Below are 18,338 nucleotides of genomic sequence, written 5' to 3' on the forward strand. Positions count from 1 at the left end.
ACAACCCCCTGGCGGCTAATCGCTCAGGCCAACGAGCCAGTCTTCTTGAAGGTGTTCCGCGAGGAAAGCCAACCGCTCAAACTTCAGCAATCCATGCTCTGAACCCCAAACCAACTGATCGGTATCAGGGTCAAAGCCTCGATCTCGACTCGCCCACGACGACTGATCAACAAACACCTCGCTGACGAGGTAAGTGAGCTTGCCATCGCGCGGGACCAAGCACCCCTTACCCGGCTCAACAGAACCTTGATATCCAAGCTTGGAGTCACCTGTGAAATGCATCGAGCAACCGCAACGCGGCTGCAGGCGATCAATCTTGATCTCATTTAGCAGTGGAAGGTGTTGCGGCGCACCCGCGACTCGTTCGGCGTTACTGATACCAAAGTTCTCCACAATGTGAATTCCAGACTCACCTGCCCGTAAACGGTGGACGCCCTGGCGGTAAGGGCGCCAGGGATCGTGGTCATAACTTTGCTCGGAATAGAAGCCGGGTGCCTGAAGCACATCCCAGGGGAGCGGTAAAAAGAAGATATTGATATGGGCGAACTTGCTGGGATCTGCCTGGGCCTGGGCACGGTTGCTGTAGTGACCGCAGAGCGTGCGGGCAAAGAGAAGCGAATCGTGCATCAGAGCGTGAGCCGCCGGACTTCGGAAGCAAACGACGTTTGCAGCACTCCCGAACCCTCCGAAGTACGAAGGACTGATGAACGGCAGCGCACATGCTCTGAGACAAACCAGATCCGCTCTTCCGCAATGGACTGGCCGTACTTTGTGGTCAACACAAAGGTGCCATCAGAGAGAAAACGGTATTGAGAGATGGCCTGCTCTGCCTCGGCATAACCGACGCTGCGAAGCAGAGCGCCACTGGTCTGATCCTCAGGAACAGGAACGAGAACACAAGAGCCACTCGAGACCTCTGAAGGGTCGTCAGGCTCCCAGTCGCTCTCGGCACTCCACTCCATTCGGAAGGGGCACTGAATCAACGCTGGATCCTGGGAAGTGGACTCAAGGAGGTCCAGGACCCGTTGATCATGAGATGTGAGCTGCTCAATCGTGATCTGACTGAGCACCTCTTCGAATTGCTGAAAAGCAAGGGAATGACCACTTCGCATGGAGCGCCAGGTTCCTGCGCTGCGCTCAACAAACGACGTCAGATTCATTCAGTTGCTACTTAGATCCGCTCGTTAAAGCTGGAGGGAGAACCGTCGCGAGCACTCTGAACCATGTGAACCATCGACTCAACCATCATCGACATGGCAGAAGCCGCCTGAGACCCCGAGCCAGAAGCCTTGGCTTCAACACTGGATCGCTGGTCACGATGACGCTGAGAATTCGAGGGCATCAGAGTTGGACCGTGAAACGCCGGTGGGCCATAAAAAAGCCCGGAAGGCAACCTTCCGGGCTCAATCATCGTTCAGAACAGGGCTGGACCGCGGCCCAAGGCATCAAGGATTAAGTGTTCGCAATAGAAAGGATGCGCCCACCACGGCGCTGAATCCCCTGAATGGCCGTGCTCAAGGAGCTGTAGGGAGCCGTGCTGGTCTGCACGGAGCGGCGACGCACACCCACCGGAGCGGCTGTGGTCCATTTGATCGTGTAGCGCTTGCCATCACGGTTTCCAGGTCCAGGAAGCTTGGGCCCAGCAGCAGGTGCAGAGGCGGTTCCCAGACTTGTGGTCAAGCGTGATTGCCTCGAGCCATCGAAGCCGGCAAAGCCAGAATCCATCGCGACAGATCGGGTGTAGCTCAGGTTGCTCTGACCGACCTGGGTGGATGCTCCACGCATCGAGGGAACATGGTCGAGGCCAAAAGCCCCGATGTATTCATCACTGAAGGTGTAGCTGTTGATCTCAGCCTCGTAACCCTCATTGGCGAGACGCTGAACGTGCTCACTAACCTCAGCTTGGTTATGGGGTGCACGCCCAAGCAGGTGCTTGAAGTTGAGTTCGACGAAACGATAGGGACCGTTTTTCTCGAGGAACAAACGCCGATAGGTGTCGGACTGAGCCAAGGCCGTGACAAGGCCTTGAACCGTCAGATCGCCATTGACAAACAGACTCTCGGCTGAAGTGCAACGCTCCTCATCCATCAAGTGAGCATTGCCAAAGACCTGGCGGTAGGCAGCTCGAATTACAGCAGTGGTATCAGTCATGGGAGGAATGAATGTTGTGGTCAATCAAGCGTTGGTGATCAGAGGTTGATCACATCACTTCAGTGATCGAGACAATCCGCCCACCACGGCGATGGATGTAGCCCAACTGAGACGTCATGTCCTTGCCCGAGACCAGATAGCTGGCATTCGGAGTGCGCTGACGACCACCTGCGGGCTGCGCCTGAACAACGATCCGGTAGCGCTTGCCAGTGGGTTCAGTGGTGCCTGAAGCGGCAGCCACCCGATTGATGCGCTGGGTGGTGCTACTCCAATTGGTGGGGACACCATTCGTGGCCACGGATGCCACGAGACTGGAGGCCGACTGAACAGTGTCACTCGCTGCATAGCCCTGTGACAGGGAGAGATGGCGGTTGAAGGCCACCTGGGAGCGACCGGCTTCGGTTGCAATCCGTTGGTAAGGAATCGTGTCCTCACCGAAGACTTCCTGGTACTCGGCAGAGTCCAGATAGCTGTTGATTTCAGCTTCATAGCCCTCATTGGCCAGACGCTGAATGTGTTCGCTCACCTCAGCTTGAGAGGTGGGAGCACGACCCAGGAGATGCTTGAAGTTGAGCTCGATGAAGCGGTAAGGAGCGTTGCTTTCAAAGAAGCGACGGCTGTACTCAGCGGACAGGGCAATGGCCCGAACAAATTCACGGGTACTGGAGAGGCCTTCGGCAAACTTGCTCTCCGCAGTCAGGCTGCGCTCGCTCTCCATGAGATGGGGGTTACCCATCACCTGGCGGTAGGCAGAGCGCATCAGTGCCTGAATCTGATCGGCGGAGTCGCCGGAGGTGCGAGCAAACACTTCCTGCTCGCGCTGACCAAGACCAAAGCCCACATACAGATCGCCACGCATCGGAGCGCTGTCTCCACCGTCAGACAGAGCGCGCTTCACCGGAGCAAACGCCGTGCGACCGCTGCTCGTTCCAGTGAAACCGCCAGCTCCGCCAGCGCTGCGGTACACCTGCGCTGGAACCTTGATCGACAACCTGTTGCCCTTAGCGAGGTTGCCGAGGAGTTGGCTGCTGGCTCCGATCGCAGTGTCACTACCGGCAAAGTTTTGCTCGAGTGCTGCAATGCGGTTAAAGCTCGCCTGGGGCATCCCAGGAGTCGAACCCCAGCTGCGGGCATAGGGAACGGTGTCTTCGCCAAAGGCTGCGAAATACTCGTCTGAATCCAACAGATGATCGATCGCCGCCTCGAACCCCCCAGTGGCCATCTGGGCTACCTGGGCCGTGACTTCGGCTTCGCTTGATGGTCCACGGCCGAGCAGATGCTTGAAGCTCAGCTCCACGGAGCGGTGCGGACCAACCGCTTCGAAGTAGCGAGCGCGGTAGAACTCGGATTTCGCCAGCTGGCGAACGAATTCACGCACCGAGATTTCGCCTTGGCGCAGACGGGACTCAGCACTGATGCAGCGCTCACTCTCCATCGGCTGCACGTTACCGAAGACCTGGCGATAAGCCGCTCGAATCACAACAGCAAGTGCCGTCTCGTCGTCAGGAGCAAATTCGTCGCGAGCTGGCGAAAGATCCTGGTTACGGAAAGACCCGTTGGTCAACGCCGCATCCGCCGATGGCATGCGGTTGCGGCTGTAGGAAACGGGACCCTCGATCAACTGGGTGGCACCGAAGCCAAGGGAATTCGAACGATTGGCAGGCATGGGAAGATGAGATGGGGAGATCCTTGTTCAGAAGGCAGGTGTCGCTCCCTGCGATGACTGGGCAGTTGGCTCTGCTCAGTCATCCAGCTTTTGAAAGCCCTCGCCCTGAAGCGAGGGCCTAGAGATCAGCTGACGGGGGTGATGCTTGCGATCTTTCCGCCCTCGCGGTGAATGCGCTTGAACTGCTCGGAGAGCTTGTCGAAGGGCACGTAGTAGACACGGTTGCCGCGGGTGTAACGGGACACGCGACGAACGTTGTTCGCGCTGTAGGCCGTGACCTCGACGCGGAAGGTTTTGCCTTGGTCGGAAGCACCGACGCCAAGACGGGTTGCTGCATCCGCCAGGTTCTTCGCAGGACGGAAGCTGAAGCCCTGGGACTCCACAGAAGAAGGAGGAACAACCGCCATCGGGCGGTTCTGATAAGCGGCACCGCCCAACTTGCTGGAAATGCCAGCCAGGTCACCCTTCAGGCTGCTGCTGCTGTTGCCGCGAAGCAGCTGGAAGCTCCAGGTGAATTCCTGCATCGTCCCGCAGCTTTCGGTCTTCCAACCGCGCTGATAGGGAACGGTCCACTCGCCGAACGTGTTCTGGTAGTCGTCGGAGTCCAGGAAGCTATCGATATCGGCTTCGTAGCCCTTGGCGTCCAGGCGCTCGGCGTGATTCCTCATTTCCTGGAAATCAACGGGAGCCCGGCCCAGCAGGTGGCGGAACGCCAACTCGATGTAGCGATAGCGGGGGCAAGCGTCGAAGAAGCGCGCCTTGTAGAGCTCGCTCTTGGCGATGCTGCGCACGAATTCGCGCACGCTGATTTCACCCAGCTTGAACTGGGATTCGGGGACGAGCTGACGCTCGCTCTCCATCACGTAGGCGTTGCCCAGGACCTGCTTATAAACAGCCGTGATGATCTGCTCTTTCTTGGCGTCGTCATCGCCAGGAATGAGCTCGAGGGGGGCTTCGCTCTCTTGAGAGAAGCGCTCAACCCCAAGGAGAGAGGCAGGACCGAAGGGCATGGGCTGCGGACGGAATCAGCTGACTCATCCTCAGGGCAAAGGAAACCAGGGGGCTCCCGCCTTCATAAAGCTCAACCAATTGTTTCTCAATGTTGCGTGACTCAACGGAGTCCTAGCCCCCGAGGCTGGTGCGCGTCGTCTCACGGGTAAGCGGGTTCCAGGTGTCCAACTCCTTGTAAGGCCTGGACAGCAGTGCCGCCCGCTCAGACTCGAGTCCCAAGCAGCCCGAAAAATCAGCACCGGAAAGCGTTTCTGCTCCCTCGAGGCGAGCGGAGGTCAGATCGGCAGCCCTGAAATCTGCAAAGTCCAACTGACAGCCCGAGAAGCTGGCGCCCACACAGGACGCTCCCCGTAAAACAGCGTGACGCAGGTCAGCACCAACCAAGCGAACGCCATCCAGCAGCGAACCACTGAGGTCTGCTCCGCTGAGATAAGCCCCCATCAAATTGCATCCACGCAGGTCCAACCCGCGCAGATCCGCGCTGTTCAGAAAAGCGCCATTCAGCTTGGCCCCAGGACCGACAGCTCCCGAGGTGCGGTAATCAAAGCCTTCAGGGAAGCGCGTGAATGCGTCGAAACGCGCCAGGCGTAGATCAGCCCCATCCACCACACAGGCGCTCAGATCGGCCCCTCGCAAATCAACCCTGCAGAGCGCAGCACCCTGAAGATCAATCCCAGCAAGGTCCCGTCCACTCCAATCGGCACCTCTGGCATCAAGAGGAGCCGCAGAACCGACCGTTGGCAGCAGGTCTTCAGGGGGCTGCCACTGCAGAAGGTCAAGCACTGGGTTCAGTGAAGTGAGGGCGAAACGTTAAGGACTTGGCAGAGATTAGGAGTGGCGCAGAGCCGCCAAAGCGACAGTCAGCAACACACGGGTGATCTCGACGCCACCGACCACGGCCACAGCGAGCCACGCCTTCAGGGCCCAAGCCGGAGGCTGACCATTGACCCAAGCCTCTGAAACCTGACCGGACGACGCCCAAGCTTCAGCAGAAACCGGAGCACGTTCGGCCATGGCATCGCGCCAATCCGAGCCATAGCGGGGGAATTGCTGATAGATCGGCAGCTCACCGGTGGCTCGACCCGGCAACAGCCTGGAGCGCTGGGACGGAACCCGATCAAAACCGAAGTTAGAGATGTATTCGTCGCTATCTAGCAGCTGATCCACAAAAGCCGGGAAGCCCTGCTCAGCAATCACAATCGACCAGCGCAACCGCTCCTCATTGGAGTAAACCTGCCTGCCTAGGACACGACCGATGACCTGGTCGATCATGCGGTAATTGGAGTTGCACTGGTAGTAGTCGCTCAGGAACCGATCCGAAAGAAGCAAGCCACGAATAAAGTCCTTCGTCGTAATCGAACCATTGAGGTATTGCGACTCTAAATAAGGCTCTCGATCAACCTTCAGGGCATGAAAGAAGATTTGCTTGTACGACTTTTCAATGAGAGCTTTACGCTCGTCTTGAGCGAAAGGAGCACTGCCACCCTGCATGGAAGCCTTCAGGGGGACCCGGGAGTTCTGCGTTGTAAAAGGAGCTTCCAGGAGAGGCAGAGCCATGAACCATCAATGCGCTGCGGCCATAGTGCAATGGGCCCCGGCCGCTCCCAGAAAAAGCTTCTTAGCTCTTTACAGAGCCACCAAAAAGCAGTTCATGTAAATTATCAAAAGAGTCTTGAAGCAAGGCCAAGACAGGAGATCGGCCATACAGCGCTTCAAAGGATGCGCTCGAAATCGCGCTCAACTGGCTCAAAGCAAAAGCGAGACCATCCGTGGGAACATTCATCAGCTGATACAGCTCATTCAAGGCATCAATAGACGGCTGATCACTGAAGCGAGGACGGGCTGCGGCAACGGCGTAAATCACAACACGAAAGAAGTTCTCGCAATCACGCCAACAAGCCTCGGCACGCTCTGGAGTTGCCAAAGCACCACCGGCAACAAACAACTCGGGATGCTGCAGCGCCAAAGCTGAACGGGCCTCACGAACACAAGGATCAACCAGACCCTTCAGCGCTAATAACTGATCAGAAGGTAGGTTGGAATAAACCGAAAACAAAGCCAACTCAGCATCACTGAGCTGATGCTTACAGCGATTCGCCTCTACAAGGATTTGCAGGAGATCAGCAGGAAGATCCCCGAAAAGGTCGACGTTGAAGACTTTTGCCCGACGAATCAGAGATTGCAGATTGGAGTTGCCGTCAACCATCCGTGCCTCTCAAAATAAAGCGCCCAGGCAATCGTGCCAATCAAACCGGGGCAGTGCTCGAGGGCCATGGAGGCAAGATTCTTGGAAACACCAAGGCTCAAGAGGATCTCTGTGAACTGCTCCTTGGTCTGAACCGTCTCAGGACGAATAGCAGAGCCGACGACCCAGGTCAATTTTGTCGCCTCAAGATTTCCGCCTGAATTCTCACAAGCCAAAAATAGATTGGCTTCATTCCCTTTTACAGCGGCCTCGTCTTGCCACATCTGAATATAATCTTCTCGAAGATCAATCCGTAGGACTTCTCCGTCTCGATCAAACCGAAGCTCACGATCTCCACCGGACAGCAGACGAAGCCTGTCAATGTCGGAATCAAGAAGGCGCTTCATTGCTCAACCGAGAGTCCGTAGAGCGAACTTAATTCCAACTGGGGGGTATTTCTTGACTCCAGTCGCAAAGCTTTTCAAAACGGAATGGGCCGGCAATTGATCCCCAAAGGTGCTCATGGGTGTCAGGATCGTAGCCACGGTCAATGGTTTGCATCGTTTGAGGGGTCAACTCAAACTCGCTTAACAGATAGGAATCACGGCCTTTGCGAAATACCTTGCAATGACAGCCAGGTTCAACCTTTCCAATGAATCCTTCACTGGTCTTATCCACCCAATAGGTGCAACCGGAAAGCAGCCTTAAATCAGTCTCGACAAGCTCGGCGAGCCTTGCTGGCTGCTCAACAGCACCGTAAAAACGCTCAGGAGACTCGATCGCGAAATTCAAAATGGAAAGGGTCCCATCTTCGAGATACCCCGGCCGCAGCACTCTGACCCTATAAGGTTCATTCGGTGCAATCGCATAAGCCTGCTCTAGCAAGAGGCTATGGGCCTGAAGATGAGGAATTGGGCGAATACGAACGAGAATATTTCCATACAGCGGTGGGTTTTCAAATGCCTGCGCTTGATTGCTAAAGCTGCCCGACAGCATTTGCGTTAGCTCACCAGCAAGATCTGCCACTTGACTTAAATCAATAAAATCAGGATAACACTCTCTTGGATTAACCAAATCCAACGTCGTCACAATGCAAGCGCACCGCCTTCTACTTGCAGTCCAGACGGTTGCGTCTTGCCCTAAAGCCGATACCATCCAGCCAATTCCAGATCTCCTCACATGTCGGCAGGATCGTCAGCCAACCCTGAGGCCCGCTCACAGCCAGACGTCCTCGCATCGCTGAGCCAAAGCCTGGAAGCACTGAGCATCATTGGCGAATCGCTGACTTTCCGACTGCTTGAGCTTGAACAACGGCTCGGGGCCGTCGAAGCAAAAGCCAATCAACTGGCCGAGATCCAACCGACGGAAGGGCTGCACCTAGAGACCGCCGCAACGCTTGAGTGCACCGAACGGCGCATTGCCCGGCTTGAAGACCTGCTCACCAACCCAACCTCGGCGCACGCTGTGAGTCCCGAGGTAGTCGAAGAGATTCAGAATGAGGAAGAATTCCTTGAAGAGAATCCATTCCCAGATGAGGTTGAGCAGCCCTTTATGGATGAATTTGCCGCTTAAACAGTGCGAGCAGAAGGTCTAATCAGAATGCACTAGAGGCCGAATAAACGCAGCCTGAAGTCAGCCACTTGGGATGCCAATTGGGGGTTACTCAGGAAAAAAGGATGATCGGAGCAGGCCTGGATCGCTAAATCTTTTTTCTCTTGCAGGCTCAGATTTTCCTGGCCTCCGGCATCGGCCTGCCGCTTGAACGCAGCATCAAAAACCATACCGAAGCTATCGGCATTATCAAAAAGCTCGCCAGGCTTATCGGGAATGCTGATTGGCATAAAGATGTCCGACTTACGCGGTCAACTATTGGTTTGATGAATGCCAGGACCCAGATTTGAACTGGGGACACGGCGATTTTCAATCGCCTGCTCTACCAACTGAGCTATCCCGGCCCGTCGCTTTCGCGACCCGTGCATCTTAGATCACAGCCCCCCGTCCTCAGGGCTGTTCAAGCAAGCGACTCAGGCCTTGGGCATGGCCCGCAACATGGCAACAAGGGTGCGATGGGCGTCTTCACTGTCGGTCAGGGTGTGGTCAAAGCACACCTCAACACTGGCCCCATCCACCTCAAGCTCCATCACTTCTGGACGAACAGCCAGCATCCTGGCCGAGACAGGGGCCTCAACACCGCCGTAATGACGGGCGTAGGCCAGCACCGCCTCGGCGTGATCGTCATTCATGTGCTTGCAAATCCGGTCACTCACAGCGGGAGTGAGAGGGTCGGCGGACATGGCGACGCGGTTCAGGGCGAGTTGATTCTGACCCCTGCCCTAAGCCCCTGCGAAACGCTGCCAAAGCAAGAGGCCCAGGCGAACCCCTGAGAAGCCCACATACCCCGCCAGAACCACGAACAAAGCGATGGAGAGCCAAGAGGCAAGGCGTTCCTTCACGGAGGGCAAGCGGCAGAAAGCGCCAGTCTGGCCATCCCTGAGGCTGCTGTGCAGCTTGGGCGGTTCAGCACTGGAATCCCCAGGATGCCCTGACGGATCAGGCGCCACTGAGGATTGCGGGCACCACCGCCCAAGCTGATCACACGCTGGATCGGATCAGCTCCCAGACGCTGCAGTGCAGACCAGCCCTGGGCCTCGATCCGCGCCAAGCCCTCCAGCAAGCCCTGCAGGTAGAGGGCATCGCTGATGGGCCGGGGCTCAAGAATCGGCTCAAGGGAGGGATCGTCCACCGGGAAGCGCTCTCCCGTCCGGGGCAAAGGCCGCAGATTCAGACCACTGCTACTGCGCGGATCAATCTGACGACTCAATTCAACAAGTAGGGAATCGGAGAAGAACTGGCGGAGGACGCCGGCCCCGGCGTTGGACGCGCCCCCTACGAGCCAGCGGCCCGCGACGCGATGGCAGCTGATGCCAGGGCCAGTCAACGGTTCCTCAGCAAATTGCTTCAGGACCAGGGTGGTTCCCAGCACCGTGACCCCGTCACCAGGCTGGGGATCAGCAGCCAAGACAGCCGCATTGGCATCGGTGCTACCGGCCACCACCTGGCAGTGAGCCGGTAATCCCAGGGCGGTCCTGGCGGTCTGCGACAAGGGCCCAAGAGCAGTACCCGACGCAATCACCTCCGGCAGGGCCCGACTCCAGGGTTGATCCCCGATGGCGCCCTGCCAGCGCCTCTGGCGAAGATCCCATCCGAGGCGCAGGTTGTTGCCCTCCTCTCCGAAGCGCCAATCCCCGATCAGCCAACCACTGAGCCAGTCGGCCTGATGCCGAAACAAGACCCCGTCGTCCCTGCGTTCAGCCCGCAACCGAAGCACCCTGGCCAAGCTGCCACTGGCACTGCCCGCGGGCACCGAAGCACTGCCCGCGAGCTCGGCCGACGCAGAGCCCTGCTCCTGACAGGCCAGGAAATACGGAAGCGCACTGCCAAAGGGTTCACCATTGGCTGCGCAGGCCAGGACCGTACCTGAGGTGCCATCGACAGCAACAGCGCTCACCCGGTCGCGTAGAACTTCAGGCAGCTCAGCGCAGAGAGCGATCACCCCCTGACGCCAGCCCAGTGGATCCTCAAAACTGCTGGGGTAATCGCCCGAACTCTCGGCCAGAAGGGTGCCCGAGGGATCAACCAGGGCCAGCCGCAAACCGCTGGTACCCAGGTCAATTCCCAGGCCCAGCGGCTCAAGGCTGCTGGAGATCAAGCGGCTGCGCGGGCGGCCGTGGCTTGCTTCAAGGTGGCAGCAACGTCATCGACGTTCTCCCAGGGGAGGTTCAGATCACTGCGACCGAAGTGGCCATAGGCGGCAACGTCTTGATAGAAGCCACCACCGCGCTGCTGAGGCAGGCTGCGCAGACCGAAGGTGTCGATGATCGCGCCCGGGCGCAGATCGAAGTGCTCCTGCACCAAGGCGGTGAGGTCGTCATTGCTGACCACACCCGTGCCAAAGCTCTCCACCAGGATGCTGACGGGCTTGGCAACACCGATGGCATAGCTCAGCTGAACCTCAGCCTTGCGGGCGAGACCAGCGGCCACCAGGGCCTTGGCGACGTAGCGGGCGGCATAGGCAGCGGAGCGATCCACCTTGGTGGGATCTTTGCCAGAGAAGGCACCACCGCCATGGCGGGCATAGCCGCCATAGGTGTCCACGATGATCTTGCGGCCAGTCAGACCGGCGTCGCCTTGGGGGCCGCCGACCACAAATTTGCCGGTGGGATTCACCAGGAAACGGGTGCCGTCCTTGGAGGGCTTGAGGGTCAGGTCCGCAGTGGCGGGCTCGACGACATGGGCCCAGAGGTCAGCAGAGATGCGCTCACGAATGGCCTTCTCTTCGCTCACCCCGTCGATCTCGGAGATGTGCTGGGTGGAGATCAAGATCGTGTCGATAGCCACAGGCTGGTCGTTTTCGTAAACGACGCTGACCTGGGTTTTGCCATCAGGCAGCAGATAGGGGAGGGTGCCGTCATGGCGCACCTCAGCCAAACGCCGTGAAAGACGGTGGGCCAGGCTGATGGGGAGCGGCATCAGCTCGGGAGTCTCGTTGCAGGCGAAGCCGAACATGATGCCCTGGTCACCAGCACCCACCAGATCCAAGGGATCACCGGCGTGGTCGTCCGCTTCGTTAACGCCCTGGGCAATGTCGGGGGACTGCTGATCTAGGGCCACCAAGACCGCACAGCTGTTGGCGTCAAAACCACCAGCACGGGCACCGGAGTAGCCGATCTTCTGAATCACACCCCGCACCAGGCTGATGTAGTCGACCTTGGCGGTGGTCGTGACTTCACCGGTGATCAAGCAGAGACCGGTGTTGACCACGGTTTCGCAGGCCACACGGGAGGCGGGGTCCTGAGCGAGGAGGGCGTCGAGAACCGCATCACTCACCTGATCGCAGATCTTGTCGGGATGCCCCTCGGTCACCGACTCGGAGGTGAAGACGTATCGGCTCATTCCCAGAATTGGGTTCTTAGTTAAGAGCCAACCTAAGGGAGGGACGGGCGGACACTTAACTCGCTCCAGGCATGCACCAAGGGATGGGGTTCGGCCAAAGGGGGTGGGGTTCTCCAGGCCGCCGTATAGCCCAGGGCTAAGGGATGGGGGATTCCTGCGGCGACCGCCATGCGCAGATCACTATTGGCATCACCGATCAGGGCGCAGCGGCTGACATCAACGCCCATCTCCGCGCAAAGCCCGTGAACCGCAGCGGGATCCGGTTTGCGGGGACGATGCTCAGCGCTCCAGAGCCCGGAAAAGTAACCGCGCAAGCCGTGGGCCCCAAGAAAGTGCTCGATGCCGGCCATGTCGTCATTGCTGATCACGGCGCAACGAACCCCGACCACCTGCAACTGCTCAAGCCAAAGGAAGAGCCCCTCAGTGGTGGAACTTGTGGGGAGCGGGGCGTCCACAGTGCGGCGAGCATCAACCGCATCGGCCTCTGCGAAAACCTGCTCGCTGAGAGCCAGCGCCTCTGGCCAACCAACACCGACTTGAACAAAAGCCGTCGCCGTGGCGATCAGGTTGTGATCTCGGCTCGCCACCGCGGTAATGCCAGCCGGACAGATGGCGTCGGACTTCAGGCCATAGGCCCGCTGCAGCAAATCCTTCAGCGGGTCACGCCGCTCCACGCTGACCTGCTCCAAGCAGAGAAAAACCCTGGCTTCCGCCAGGGTGAGTAGCTGGGGCTCACTGATGCTGAGGGTGCCGTCCTTGTCGAACAGCACCGCATCAATGGCTCCAAGCTCCGTGCCACGCAACAGGAGCTCAGCCATGGCTCAGCTTCACTCGTAAGCCATTTCGCCGTCTTCAGCCTGCTCAAGCAGCATCTGCTTGTAGCGGGCCGCCATTTCCTCAGCCTTCTCGAACACCTTCTGAGGATCGGTGAGCATGTCACCGGGCTCGGGCTCAAGGGCTTTGGTGGAGAGGGAGATGCGACCACGCTCTGCGTCGAGGTCGATGATCATCACCTTCATCTGATCGTTGACATTGAGCACCGTGTGGGGGGTCTCAATGTGCTCGTGGCTGATCTCGGAGATGTGCAGCAGGCCGCTGACACCACCGATGTCGATGAAGGCGCCGTAGGGCTTGATGCCACGGACGGTACCGATGACCACTTCGCCCACCTCGAGGCGATTCATCTTGCGCTCAACCAGAGCACGACGATGGCTGAGGACGAGGCGGTTGCGCTCTTCATCCACCTCCAGGAACTTCAGAGGCAAGAACTCAGCAACCAGCTCCTCCTTGGGCTTGCGGGTGCTGATGTGGCTACCAGGGATGAAGCCACGCAGACCTTCAACCCGCACCAGCGCACCACCACGGTTGGTGGCAAACACCTCGCTGTAGATGGTGGCGTCTTCCTTCTGAAGCTGACGAACCCGCTCCCAGGCACGCTGGTACTCAATGCGGCGAATCGAGAGGGTGAGCTGACCGTCCTCGTTCTCTTCGCTCAGGATGAAGAACTCACGCTCTTCGCCAGGCTCGAGCACATCGCTGATGTGCTCGACCCGGTTGATCGACACCTCCTGCATGGGCATGAAGGCGGCTGTCTTCGCGCCGATGTCGATCATTGAGCCCTTGGGCTCAATGGCGAACACGGTGCCCTTCACCACGTCGCCAGGCTTGAAGTTGTAGTCGTACTTGCTCAGCAGCGACGCGAACTCGTCCAGGGTGAAGCCAACGCCATCGAGGTCGCGAGCCACAGCACGGCTGCTGGGGTCGTCGGCGCTGGGCACCTCTTCCGGAATATCCAGGTCGAGCTCAGCAGCAGCGTCAACCACGTCTTGATCGACAGCCTCGACGGCCACGTCCTGATCAACGGCCTCTACGGCCACGTCAGTCTCGCTGGTGTTGAGATCGGAAGGGGTCACGGTCATGGAGAGTCGGCGGACTGCCCGAGGCAGCGCGAAGGGACCAATGCGTCGGCCGCCACCGGCGCAGGGAATCCAAAACTATAGAGGTCAGCTGCTGCAGAACCCTCGCAAGCGAGGCCTAGCCCACCGCAGCCAATGACTTGCCTTTGGGCTTGCGGTTCAGACCATCCAGCGTGGCCACAAAATCTGCGACGCTCTGGAACTGGCGATAGACCGAAGCGAAACGGATGTAGGCAACGTCGCTCATCCCCGCCAGGTGCTGCAGGGCCAATTCACCGATGTCCCGACTGGAGACTTCCCGGCCGCTGCGGCTCTGGAGCTCTAACTCCAGTTCGTCGACAACCAGCTCTAATCGACTGGGTTCCAGTCCCGTTTTGTCACAGGCCCGAAGCAGACCATGCAGCAACTTGCCGCGATTGAAAGCCTCGCGGTTGCCGCTGCGTTTCAGCACAGTGATCGGAACTGTCTCCACCCGCTCATAGGTGGTGAAGCGAAACTCGCAATTGAGGCACTCCCGACGACGACGCACACTGCGACCGGTGTCCGCGGAACGCGATTCAAGAACGCGGCTATCGGTGTGCTGACAGGAGGGGCACTGCATGCCCGAAGTTCCGCCGGAGAAGTTGCTCAAGTTTAGACAGAACATTTCCATTTGAGAAGGGCTGCTGCAACTTGGGTCTTGCCAAGCAACAGAGCGACTCCCCACGTGAACCCGTGAGACTCAGCAGCGAAACAACAGCCAGATAAGTCGAAATGAGATTGCTTTAAAAGCCGCCGCTGAGCTGCTTTGCAGCATTCAGCGCGTCCAAAGCAAAAAGCCCCCGCTTGTGGCGGGGGCTATGAAACTCACCGGGGTCGAATCACTTGCCGATCTTCGGGGGATCGCGGAAGGCGATCGCGAAGAACAGAGTGGAAATGGCCAACGCCAGGATCAGAATGTAAGCAAAGCTTTCCATGGGTTACCTCCGAGGCGCTCAGCTAAGGGTGCTGCCTGCGGGGGGTACATAACCCTCCGGCAGACGACGGGTGGTGCGGTCGCCCAGTTTCTGGAACAGACCGAACTCAACCTGCTCACCGAGATCAGGATCAACGCCGGCAAAGACATCGCGGTAGAGGGTGCGAGCACCGTGCCAGATGTGACCGAAGAAGAACAGCAGAGCGAAGCAGGCATGGCCAAACGTGAACCAACCGCGAGGTGAGCTGCGGAAGGTGCCGTCAGAGTGGTAGGTCTCACGATCGAACTCGAAGGCCTCGCCAAGCTGTGCCTTGCGTGCCAGACGCTTCACGTCTGCCGGATCAGTGAAGGACTGACCGTTGAGGGAACCGCCATAGATGGTGGCCGTTACTCCGGTCTGCTCGAAGGAATACTTCGCTTCAGCGCGGCGGAAGGGAATGTCAGCGCGGACGATGCCTTGGCTGTCTTCCAGAACGACAGGGAAGTTCTCGAAGAAGTTGGGCAGACGGCGCACCTCGAGATCGCGGCCTTGGTTATCGGTAAAGGCCACGTGACCAAGCCAGCCCGTGGGCAGACCGTCACCATTCACCATCGGGCCAACGCGGAACAGACCGCCTTTGGCAGGGCTGTTCCCGACGTAGTCATAGAAGGCGAGTTTTTCAGGAATCTGGGCGTAGGCCTGTTCCTTCGTTGCACCGTTGTCCAGAGCGGTCTGAACGCGGCGGTTGATCTCAGTTTTGAAGTAGCCCTGGTCCCACTGATAGCGAGTCGGACCGAACAGCTCGATCGGGGTGGCAGCAGCGCCATACCACATGGTTCCAGCCACGATGAAGGCGGCGAAGAACACTGCAGCGATGGCACTCGAAAGCACGGTTTCGATGTTGCCCATCCGAAGGGCCTTGTAGAGGCGCTCGGGGGGGCGAGTCGTGATGTGGAAGACGCCGGCAATGATGCCGACGATGCCAGCGGCGATGTGGTGGGCAACGATCCCACCGGGGTTGAAGGGGTTGAAGCCCTCAGGTCCCCAAGACGGTTGAACGGCCTCGAGGTGTCCAGTCACGCCATAGGCGTCTGAGACCCACATCCCTGGGCCAAAGACACCAGTCAGGTGGAACGCACCAAAGCCGAAGCAGCCAAGGCCAGCGAGCAGCAGGTGGATCCCAAAGATCTTGGGGAGATCCAGCGCAGGCTCGCCAGTGCGAGGGTCCAGCCAGATCTCCAGATCCCAGTAGGTCCAGTGCCAGATGGCGGCCAGCATCAGCAGGCCGCTGAAAACGATGTGAGCAGCTGCGACACCTTCGAAGCTCCAGAAGCCGGGATCAACACCGGTGGCACCAGTGATGCTCCAGCCGCCCCAGCTGTCCGTCACGCCCAGGCGAGCCATGAACGGCATGACGAACATGCCCTGGCGCCACATGGGGTTGAGCACCGGGTCGGAAGGATCGAAAATGGCCAGCTCATAAAGAGCCATGGAGCCGGCCCAGCCAGCAACCAAGGCAGTGTGCATGAGGTGCACGGCGAGCAAACGGCCCGGGTCGTTAATCACGACCGTGTGCACCCGATACCAGGGCAATCCCATGGGGGTCAGGTCCGAGGAAACAATCCAGCCTTCCGCTTCAGAAAACCGAAACAGGAAGTCAGCGCGATCAGTTTTTGCCAGCAAGAGCCGACAAACACGTGATCCGTGCTCGCGATCGTAAGGGGTTCAGCTGACAGAACGTTTTGAACCGCACCGAGCTGAAACGTGCCGTGACGGGAAAACGACGCTGGAGCCACAAGGAGTGCCCTCTCCGGCCATGCCGCGGTTACAAAACGCAATCCATTCCCTCAGAATGTTCGGATTCCGAGCGATCCGCCATGCCCGTCATTCGATTTGTACGTGAAGGGCGGGACGTGGAGTGCTATCCGGGCGAGAACCTCCGCGAGGTGGCTCTCCGTGAAGGCCTAGAGCTCTATGGCCTCAAAGGTCAGCTGGGGAACTGCGGTGGCTGTGGCCAGTGCATCACCTGCTTCGTCGACGTCGTGGAGGAGAGCAGTCCCGGAAGCCTGAGCGGCCGGACCGCCGTTGAAGATCAGAAGCTGCGCCGGAGGCCCCAGAGCTGGCGATTGGCCTGCCAAACCCTGGTGCAGCAATCAGTGCTGGTGCTAACTCGCCCACAAGTGCGTTTTGGCGATGCCGACGCTCGGATTGCGACCGCCAAAGCCAGCCCTCTACCTGCCGGGCCCACCGCCTGGCCCGAACCTGAACCGCAAGAGGAGGACGTCACGGAGTCCGCTGCCGAGACCGAAACCACAACGAGGGATGAAGAGGCCTGATCAACCCCCTTTGGCGGTGATACGGTCACCGAGCTCAAGACTTTTGCGATGGAAACCAACGACCTCGGCTTCGTTGCCAGCCTGATGTTCGTGCTGGTTCCGACGGTGTTCCTGATTGTCCTTTACATCCAGACCAGCAGCCGCCAGAGCTGAACTCACGGCCCCGCATCCACTGACCCTGGACGCATCTTCCTGATGGGTCCAGGGCTTTATTGATCCCAGCGTCCTAGCGGGCTCAACAGCCAAAACCCCCAGGGCCCAAGGGCCCTGGGGGTTTTCCTTATTTCAGGTCAGCAGCAAATGGAGGCAGCGGTGACCATCAGCTCCGGACTTCCGGCTCTCGAACCAAGAGGACCGGCGCAGGGGCATGCACACGGATGTAGTCACTGACCGAGGAACCCAACAGGCGATCGATATCCACCAGCCCGCGGGCCACCAGAGGGCGACGATCCTGTGAGGCGATGACAACCAAATCGGCTTTGTGCTCTTCAGCGGCCTGACAGAAACCCCGGCCGATGTCGCCGGTGCCATGGATTGCTTTCATCTCAACGCCAAAGCCCCGGGCCCGCTGCACGGCCTTATCGAGCAACTCATCGGCAGGGGTTTGCCCACCGCGAGAGGGGGCAATGTCCTGGCGGCTGATGTGAACACCCGTCAGGCTGCTCCCGGGCACATCGCGCACCAACTCACAGGCCAGCCTGAGCGCGTCGTCACCGACCCCAGTGCCATCAATCGCCACCATCACACGGTTGATGTGACGCACATAGAGGTCGTCGCGCACCAGCAACATCGGCCGGGTCGAGAGCTGGAAGACGTACTGGCTAGCACTGTTGTTCAGGATCGACTGGAGCCGGCCCAAACCCCGAGAGCCCATGACGATCAGGTCAGCATCCAGTTCATCAGCCACCTTCAACACCGTTTGCTTGGTGTCCCCTTGGCGAATGATCGTGTTGACCTCAGAAGGGTTGAGCCCCAACCGCTGAACGGCTTCAGCGACGATTCCGGCTGCTTTTTGGGAATGTTCGGCGTAGTCCTGACCCGCCTGCTCTGCGACAACGTGGAGCAGATTGATGCGGGCCTGACGCACGGTGGGAATGTCGCGCAGCATGCGCACCATTTCCTCAACGTGGCCTTTGCCTGAATCGGCGATCAGAAGATTGCGAAACACATCCCAAGGGCGCGTTG

At 58.9% G+C, this 18,338-nt stretch carries 23 protein-coding genes and 1 tRNA gene; 3 read left to right on the forward strand and 21 right to left on the reverse strand.

All coding sequences use genetic code 11. The annotated features are described in order from the left end of the window. Positions 1-15: 15 nt before the first annotated feature. The 10 genes from MY494_RS06550 to MY494_RS06595 all read right to left on the reverse strand — a co-directional run bounded on the left by MY494_RS06550 (position 16) and on the right by MY494_RS06595 (position 8,093). Entirely contained in the window at positions 16-627 is a 612-nt protein-coding gene (locus MY494_RS06550; protein WP_247911887.1) for a chromophore lyase CpcT/CpeT, read from the reverse strand. After that, positions 627-1,160 carry a phycobiliprotein lyase gene (locus MY494_RS06555; RefSeq protein WP_247911888.1) on the reverse strand — a complete coding sequence of 178 codons (534 nt, stop codon included), beginning with the start codon at positions 1,158-1,160 and terminating at the stop codon, positions 627-629. Before MY494_RS06555 ends, MY494_RS06550 begins: the two co-directional genes overlap by 1 nt. Positions 1,161-1,452: 292 nt before the next feature. Then, a complete protein-coding gene (locus MY494_RS06560; protein WP_247911889.1) occupies positions 1,453-2,151 on the reverse strand; it encodes a phycobilisome rod-core linker polypeptide in 699 nt (232 codons plus the stop codon). 49 nt (positions 2,152-2,200) lie between these two features. Next, positions 2,201-3,817 (reverse strand): phycobilisome rod-core linker polypeptide, encoded by a 1,617-nt coding sequence (locus MY494_RS06565; protein ID WP_247911890.1) that lies wholly within the window; start codon positions 3,815-3,817, stop codon positions 2,201-2,203. Positions 3,818-3,942: 125 nt separating this feature from the next. After that, positions 3,943-4,827, reverse strand: a complete 885-nt coding sequence (locus tag MY494_RS06570; RefSeq protein ID WP_247911891.1) for a phycobilisome linker polypeptide — start codon at positions 4,825-4,827, stop codon at positions 3,943-3,945. A 112-nt stretch (positions 4,828-4,939) separates the two neighbouring features. After that, complete coding sequence (locus MY494_RS06575; protein ID WP_247911892.1) at positions 4,940-5,611, reverse strand: pentapeptide repeat-containing protein; 672 nt, start codon at positions 5,609-5,611, stop codon at positions 4,940-4,942. A 45-nt stretch (positions 5,612-5,656) separates the two neighbouring features. Next, on the reverse strand, positions 5,657-6,385 hold the full coding sequence (locus MY494_RS06580) for a phycobilisome rod-core linker polypeptide (RefSeq protein ID WP_247911893.1): 729 nt from the start codon (positions 6,383-6,385) through the stop codon (positions 5,657-5,659). A 61-nt stretch (positions 6,386-6,446) separates the two neighbouring features. Next, on the reverse strand, positions 6,447-7,034 hold the full coding sequence (locus tag MY494_RS06585; RefSeq protein WP_247911894.1) for a hypothetical protein: 588 nt from the start codon (positions 7,032-7,034) through the stop codon (positions 6,447-6,449). Continuing rightward, on the reverse strand, positions 7,001-7,420 hold the full coding sequence (locus MY494_RS06590) for a hypothetical protein (RefSeq protein ID WP_247911895.1): 420 nt from the start codon (positions 7,418-7,420) through the stop codon (positions 7,001-7,003). The genes MY494_RS06585 and MY494_RS06590 overlap by 34 nt, the downstream gene beginning before the upstream one ends. 28 nt (positions 7,421-7,448) lie before the next feature. After that, positions 7,449-8,093 carry a chromophore lyase CpcT/CpeT gene (locus tag MY494_RS06595; protein WP_247911896.1) on the reverse strand — a complete coding sequence of 215 codons (645 nt, stop codon included), beginning with the start codon at positions 8,091-8,093 and terminating at the stop codon, positions 7,449-7,451. A gap of 99 nt (positions 8,094-8,192) precedes the next feature. Here MY494_RS06595 and MY494_RS06600 point away from each other — a divergent pair, with 99 nt between their 5' ends. After that, positions 8,193-8,585, forward strand: a complete 393-nt coding sequence (locus MY494_RS06600) for a hypothetical protein (protein ID WP_247911897.1) — start codon at positions 8,193-8,195, stop codon at positions 8,583-8,585. 32 nt (positions 8,586-8,617) lie between these two features. Here the strand turns inward: MY494_RS06600 and MY494_RS06605 are convergent, their stop codons facing one another. The 10 genes from MY494_RS06605 to psbB form a co-directional block, all read right to left on the reverse strand. After that, positions 8,618-8,854 (reverse strand): hypothetical protein, encoded by a 237-nt coding sequence (locus tag MY494_RS06605; RefSeq protein ID WP_247911898.1) that lies wholly within the window; start codon positions 8,852-8,854, stop codon positions 8,618-8,620. Positions 8,855-8,895: 41 nt separating this feature from the next. Continuing rightward, positions 8,896-8,968: transfer RNA gene (locus MY494_RS06610), tRNA-Phe, on the reverse strand. Between the two features lie 69 nt (positions 8,969-9,037). Next, positions 9,038-9,307 carry a DUF2470 domain-containing protein gene (locus MY494_RS06615; protein WP_247911899.1) on the reverse strand — a complete coding sequence of 90 codons (270 nt, stop codon included), beginning with the start codon at positions 9,305-9,307 and terminating at the stop codon, positions 9,038-9,040. Between the two features lie 155 nt (positions 9,308-9,462). Continuing rightward, positions 9,463-10,722, reverse strand: coding sequence for an FGGY-family carbohydrate kinase (locus MY494_RS06620; protein ID WP_247911900.1), 1,260 nt, complete (start codon positions 10,720-10,722; stop codon positions 9,463-9,465). Continuing rightward, entirely contained in the window at positions 10,719-11,966 is a 1,248-nt protein-coding gene (gene metK, locus MY494_RS06625; protein ID WP_247911902.1) for a methionine adenosyltransferase, read from the reverse strand. Before metK ends, MY494_RS06620 begins: the two co-directional genes overlap by 4 nt. A gap of 32 nt (positions 11,967-11,998) precedes the next feature. Then, positions 11,999-12,784 carry an HAD family hydrolase gene (locus tag MY494_RS06630; RefSeq protein ID WP_247911903.1) on the reverse strand — a complete coding sequence of 262 codons (786 nt, stop codon included), beginning with the start codon at positions 12,782-12,784 and terminating at the stop codon, positions 11,999-12,001. Positions 12,785-12,793: 9 nt separating this feature from the next. After that, positions 12,794-13,885, reverse strand: coding sequence for a 30S ribosomal protein S1 (locus tag MY494_RS06635; RefSeq protein ID WP_247911904.1), 1,092 nt, complete (start codon positions 13,883-13,885; stop codon positions 12,794-12,796). A gap of 115 nt (positions 13,886-14,000) precedes the next feature. Next, positions 14,001-14,483, reverse strand: a complete 483-nt coding sequence (nrdR, locus tag MY494_RS06640) for a transcriptional regulator NrdR (protein ID WP_247909469.1) — start codon at positions 14,481-14,483, stop codon at positions 14,001-14,003. 259 nt (positions 14,484-14,742) lie between these two features. After that, positions 14,743-14,838 carry a photosystem II reaction center protein T gene (locus MY494_RS06645; protein ID WP_010314684.1) on the reverse strand — a complete coding sequence of 32 codons (96 nt, stop codon included), beginning with the start codon at positions 14,836-14,838 and terminating at the stop codon, positions 14,743-14,745. A gap of 18 nt (positions 14,839-14,856) precedes the next feature. Beyond that, positions 14,857-16,416, reverse strand: a complete 1,560-nt coding sequence (gene psbB, locus MY494_RS06650) for a photosystem II chlorophyll-binding protein CP47 (RefSeq protein ID WP_247909470.1) — start codon at positions 16,414-16,416, stop codon at positions 14,857-14,859. Between the two features lie 278 nt (positions 16,417-16,694). Between psbB and MY494_RS06655 the strand changes: the two genes are divergently transcribed. Together MY494_RS06655 and psbM are read left to right on the forward strand one after the other, a co-directional pair. Beyond that, positions 16,695-17,153, forward strand: a complete 459-nt coding sequence (locus MY494_RS06655) for a 2Fe-2S iron-sulfur cluster-binding protein (protein ID WP_247909471.1) — start codon at positions 16,695-16,697, stop codon at positions 17,151-17,153. Positions 17,154-17,201: 48 nt separating this feature from the next. After that, positions 17,202-17,306, forward strand: coding sequence for a photosystem II reaction center protein PsbM (psbM, locus tag MY494_RS06660; RefSeq protein ID WP_010314676.1), 105 nt, complete (start codon positions 17,202-17,204; stop codon positions 17,304-17,306). A gap of 166 nt (positions 17,307-17,472) precedes the next feature. On the opposite strand, the gene MY494_RS06665 is transcribed toward psbM, so the two are convergent. Continuing rightward, a complete protein-coding gene (locus MY494_RS06665) occupies positions 17,473-18,321 on the reverse strand; it encodes a universal stress protein (RefSeq protein WP_247909472.1) in 849 nt (282 codons plus the stop codon). Positions 18,322-18,338: the final 17 nt, after the last annotated feature.

Origin of the sequence: Synechococcus sp. A10-1-5-1 (genome assembly GCF_023115425.1) — a bacterium.
Lineage (GTDB): Bacteria > Cyanobacteriota > Cyanobacteriia > PCC-6307 > Cyanobiaceae > Vulcanococcus.

Coding starts and splice junctions, on each gene's coding strand:
- MY494_RS06550 (WP_247911887.1), bottom strand. CDS start 627: ATGCACGATTCGCTTCTCTTTGCCCGCACGCTCTGCGGTCACTACAGC.
- MY494_RS06555 (WP_247911888.1), bottom strand. CDS start 1,160: ATGAATCTGACGTCGTTTGTTGAGCGCAGCGCAGGAACCTGGCGCTCC.
- MY494_RS06560 (WP_247911889.1), bottom strand. CDS start 2,151: ATGACTGATACCACTGCTGTAATTCGAGCTGCCTACCGCCAGGTCTTT.
- MY494_RS06565 (WP_247911890.1), bottom strand. CDS start 3,817: ATGCCTGCCAATCGTTCGAATTCCCTTGGCTTCGGTGCCACCCAGTTG.
- MY494_RS06570 (WP_247911891.1), bottom strand. CDS start 4,827: ATGCCCTTCGGTCCTGCCTCTCTCCTTGGGGTTGAGCGCTTCTCTCAA.
- MY494_RS06580 (WP_247911893.1), bottom strand. CDS start 6,385: ATGGCTCTGCCTCTCCTGGAAGCTCCTTTTACAACGCAGAACTCCCGG.
- MY494_RS06585 (WP_247911894.1), bottom strand. CDS start 7,034: ATGGTTGACGGCAACTCCAATCTGCAATCTCTGATTCGTCGGGCAAAA.
- MY494_RS06590 (WP_247911895.1), bottom strand. CDS start 7,420: ATGAAGCGCCTTCTTGATTCCGACATTGACAGGCTTCGTCTGCTGTCC.
- MY494_RS06600 (WP_247911897.1), top strand. CDS start 8,193: ATGTCGGCAGGATCGTCAGCCAACCCTGAGGCCCGCTCACAGCCAGAC.
- MY494_RS06605 (WP_247911898.1), bottom strand. CDS start 8,854: ATGCCAATCAGCATTCCCGATAAGCCTGGCGAGCTTTTTGATAATGCC.
- MY494_RS06615 (WP_247911899.1), bottom strand. CDS start 9,307: ATGTCCGCCGACCCTCTCACTCCCGCTGTGAGTGACCGGATTTGCAAG.
- metK (WP_247911902.1), bottom strand. CDS start 11,966: ATGAGCCGATACGTCTTCACCTCCGAGTCGGTGACCGAGGGGCATCCC.
- MY494_RS06630 (WP_247911903.1), bottom strand. CDS start 12,784: ATGGCTGAGCTCCTGTTGCGTGGCACGGAGCTTGGAGCCATTGATGCG.
- MY494_RS06635 (WP_247911904.1), bottom strand. CDS start 13,885: ATGACCGTGACCCCTTCCGATCTCAACACCAGCGAGACTGACGTGGCC.
- nrdR (WP_247909469.1), bottom strand. CDS start 14,483: ATGCAGTGCCCCTCCTGTCAGCACACCGATAGCCGCGTTCTTGAATCG.
- MY494_RS06645 (WP_010314684.1), bottom strand. CDS start 14,838: ATGGAAAGCTTTGCTTACATTCTGATCCTGGCGTTGGCCATTTCCACT.
- psbB (WP_247909470.1), bottom strand. CDS start 16,416: ATGGGATTGCCCTGGTATCGGGTGCACACGGTCGTGATTAACGACCCG.
- MY494_RS06655 (WP_247909471.1), top strand. CDS start 16,695: ATGCCCGTCATTCGATTTGTACGTGAAGGGCGGGACGTGGAGTGCTAT.
- psbM (WP_010314676.1), top strand. CDS start 17,202: ATGGAAACCAACGACCTCGGCTTCGTTGCCAGCCTGATGTTCGTGCTG.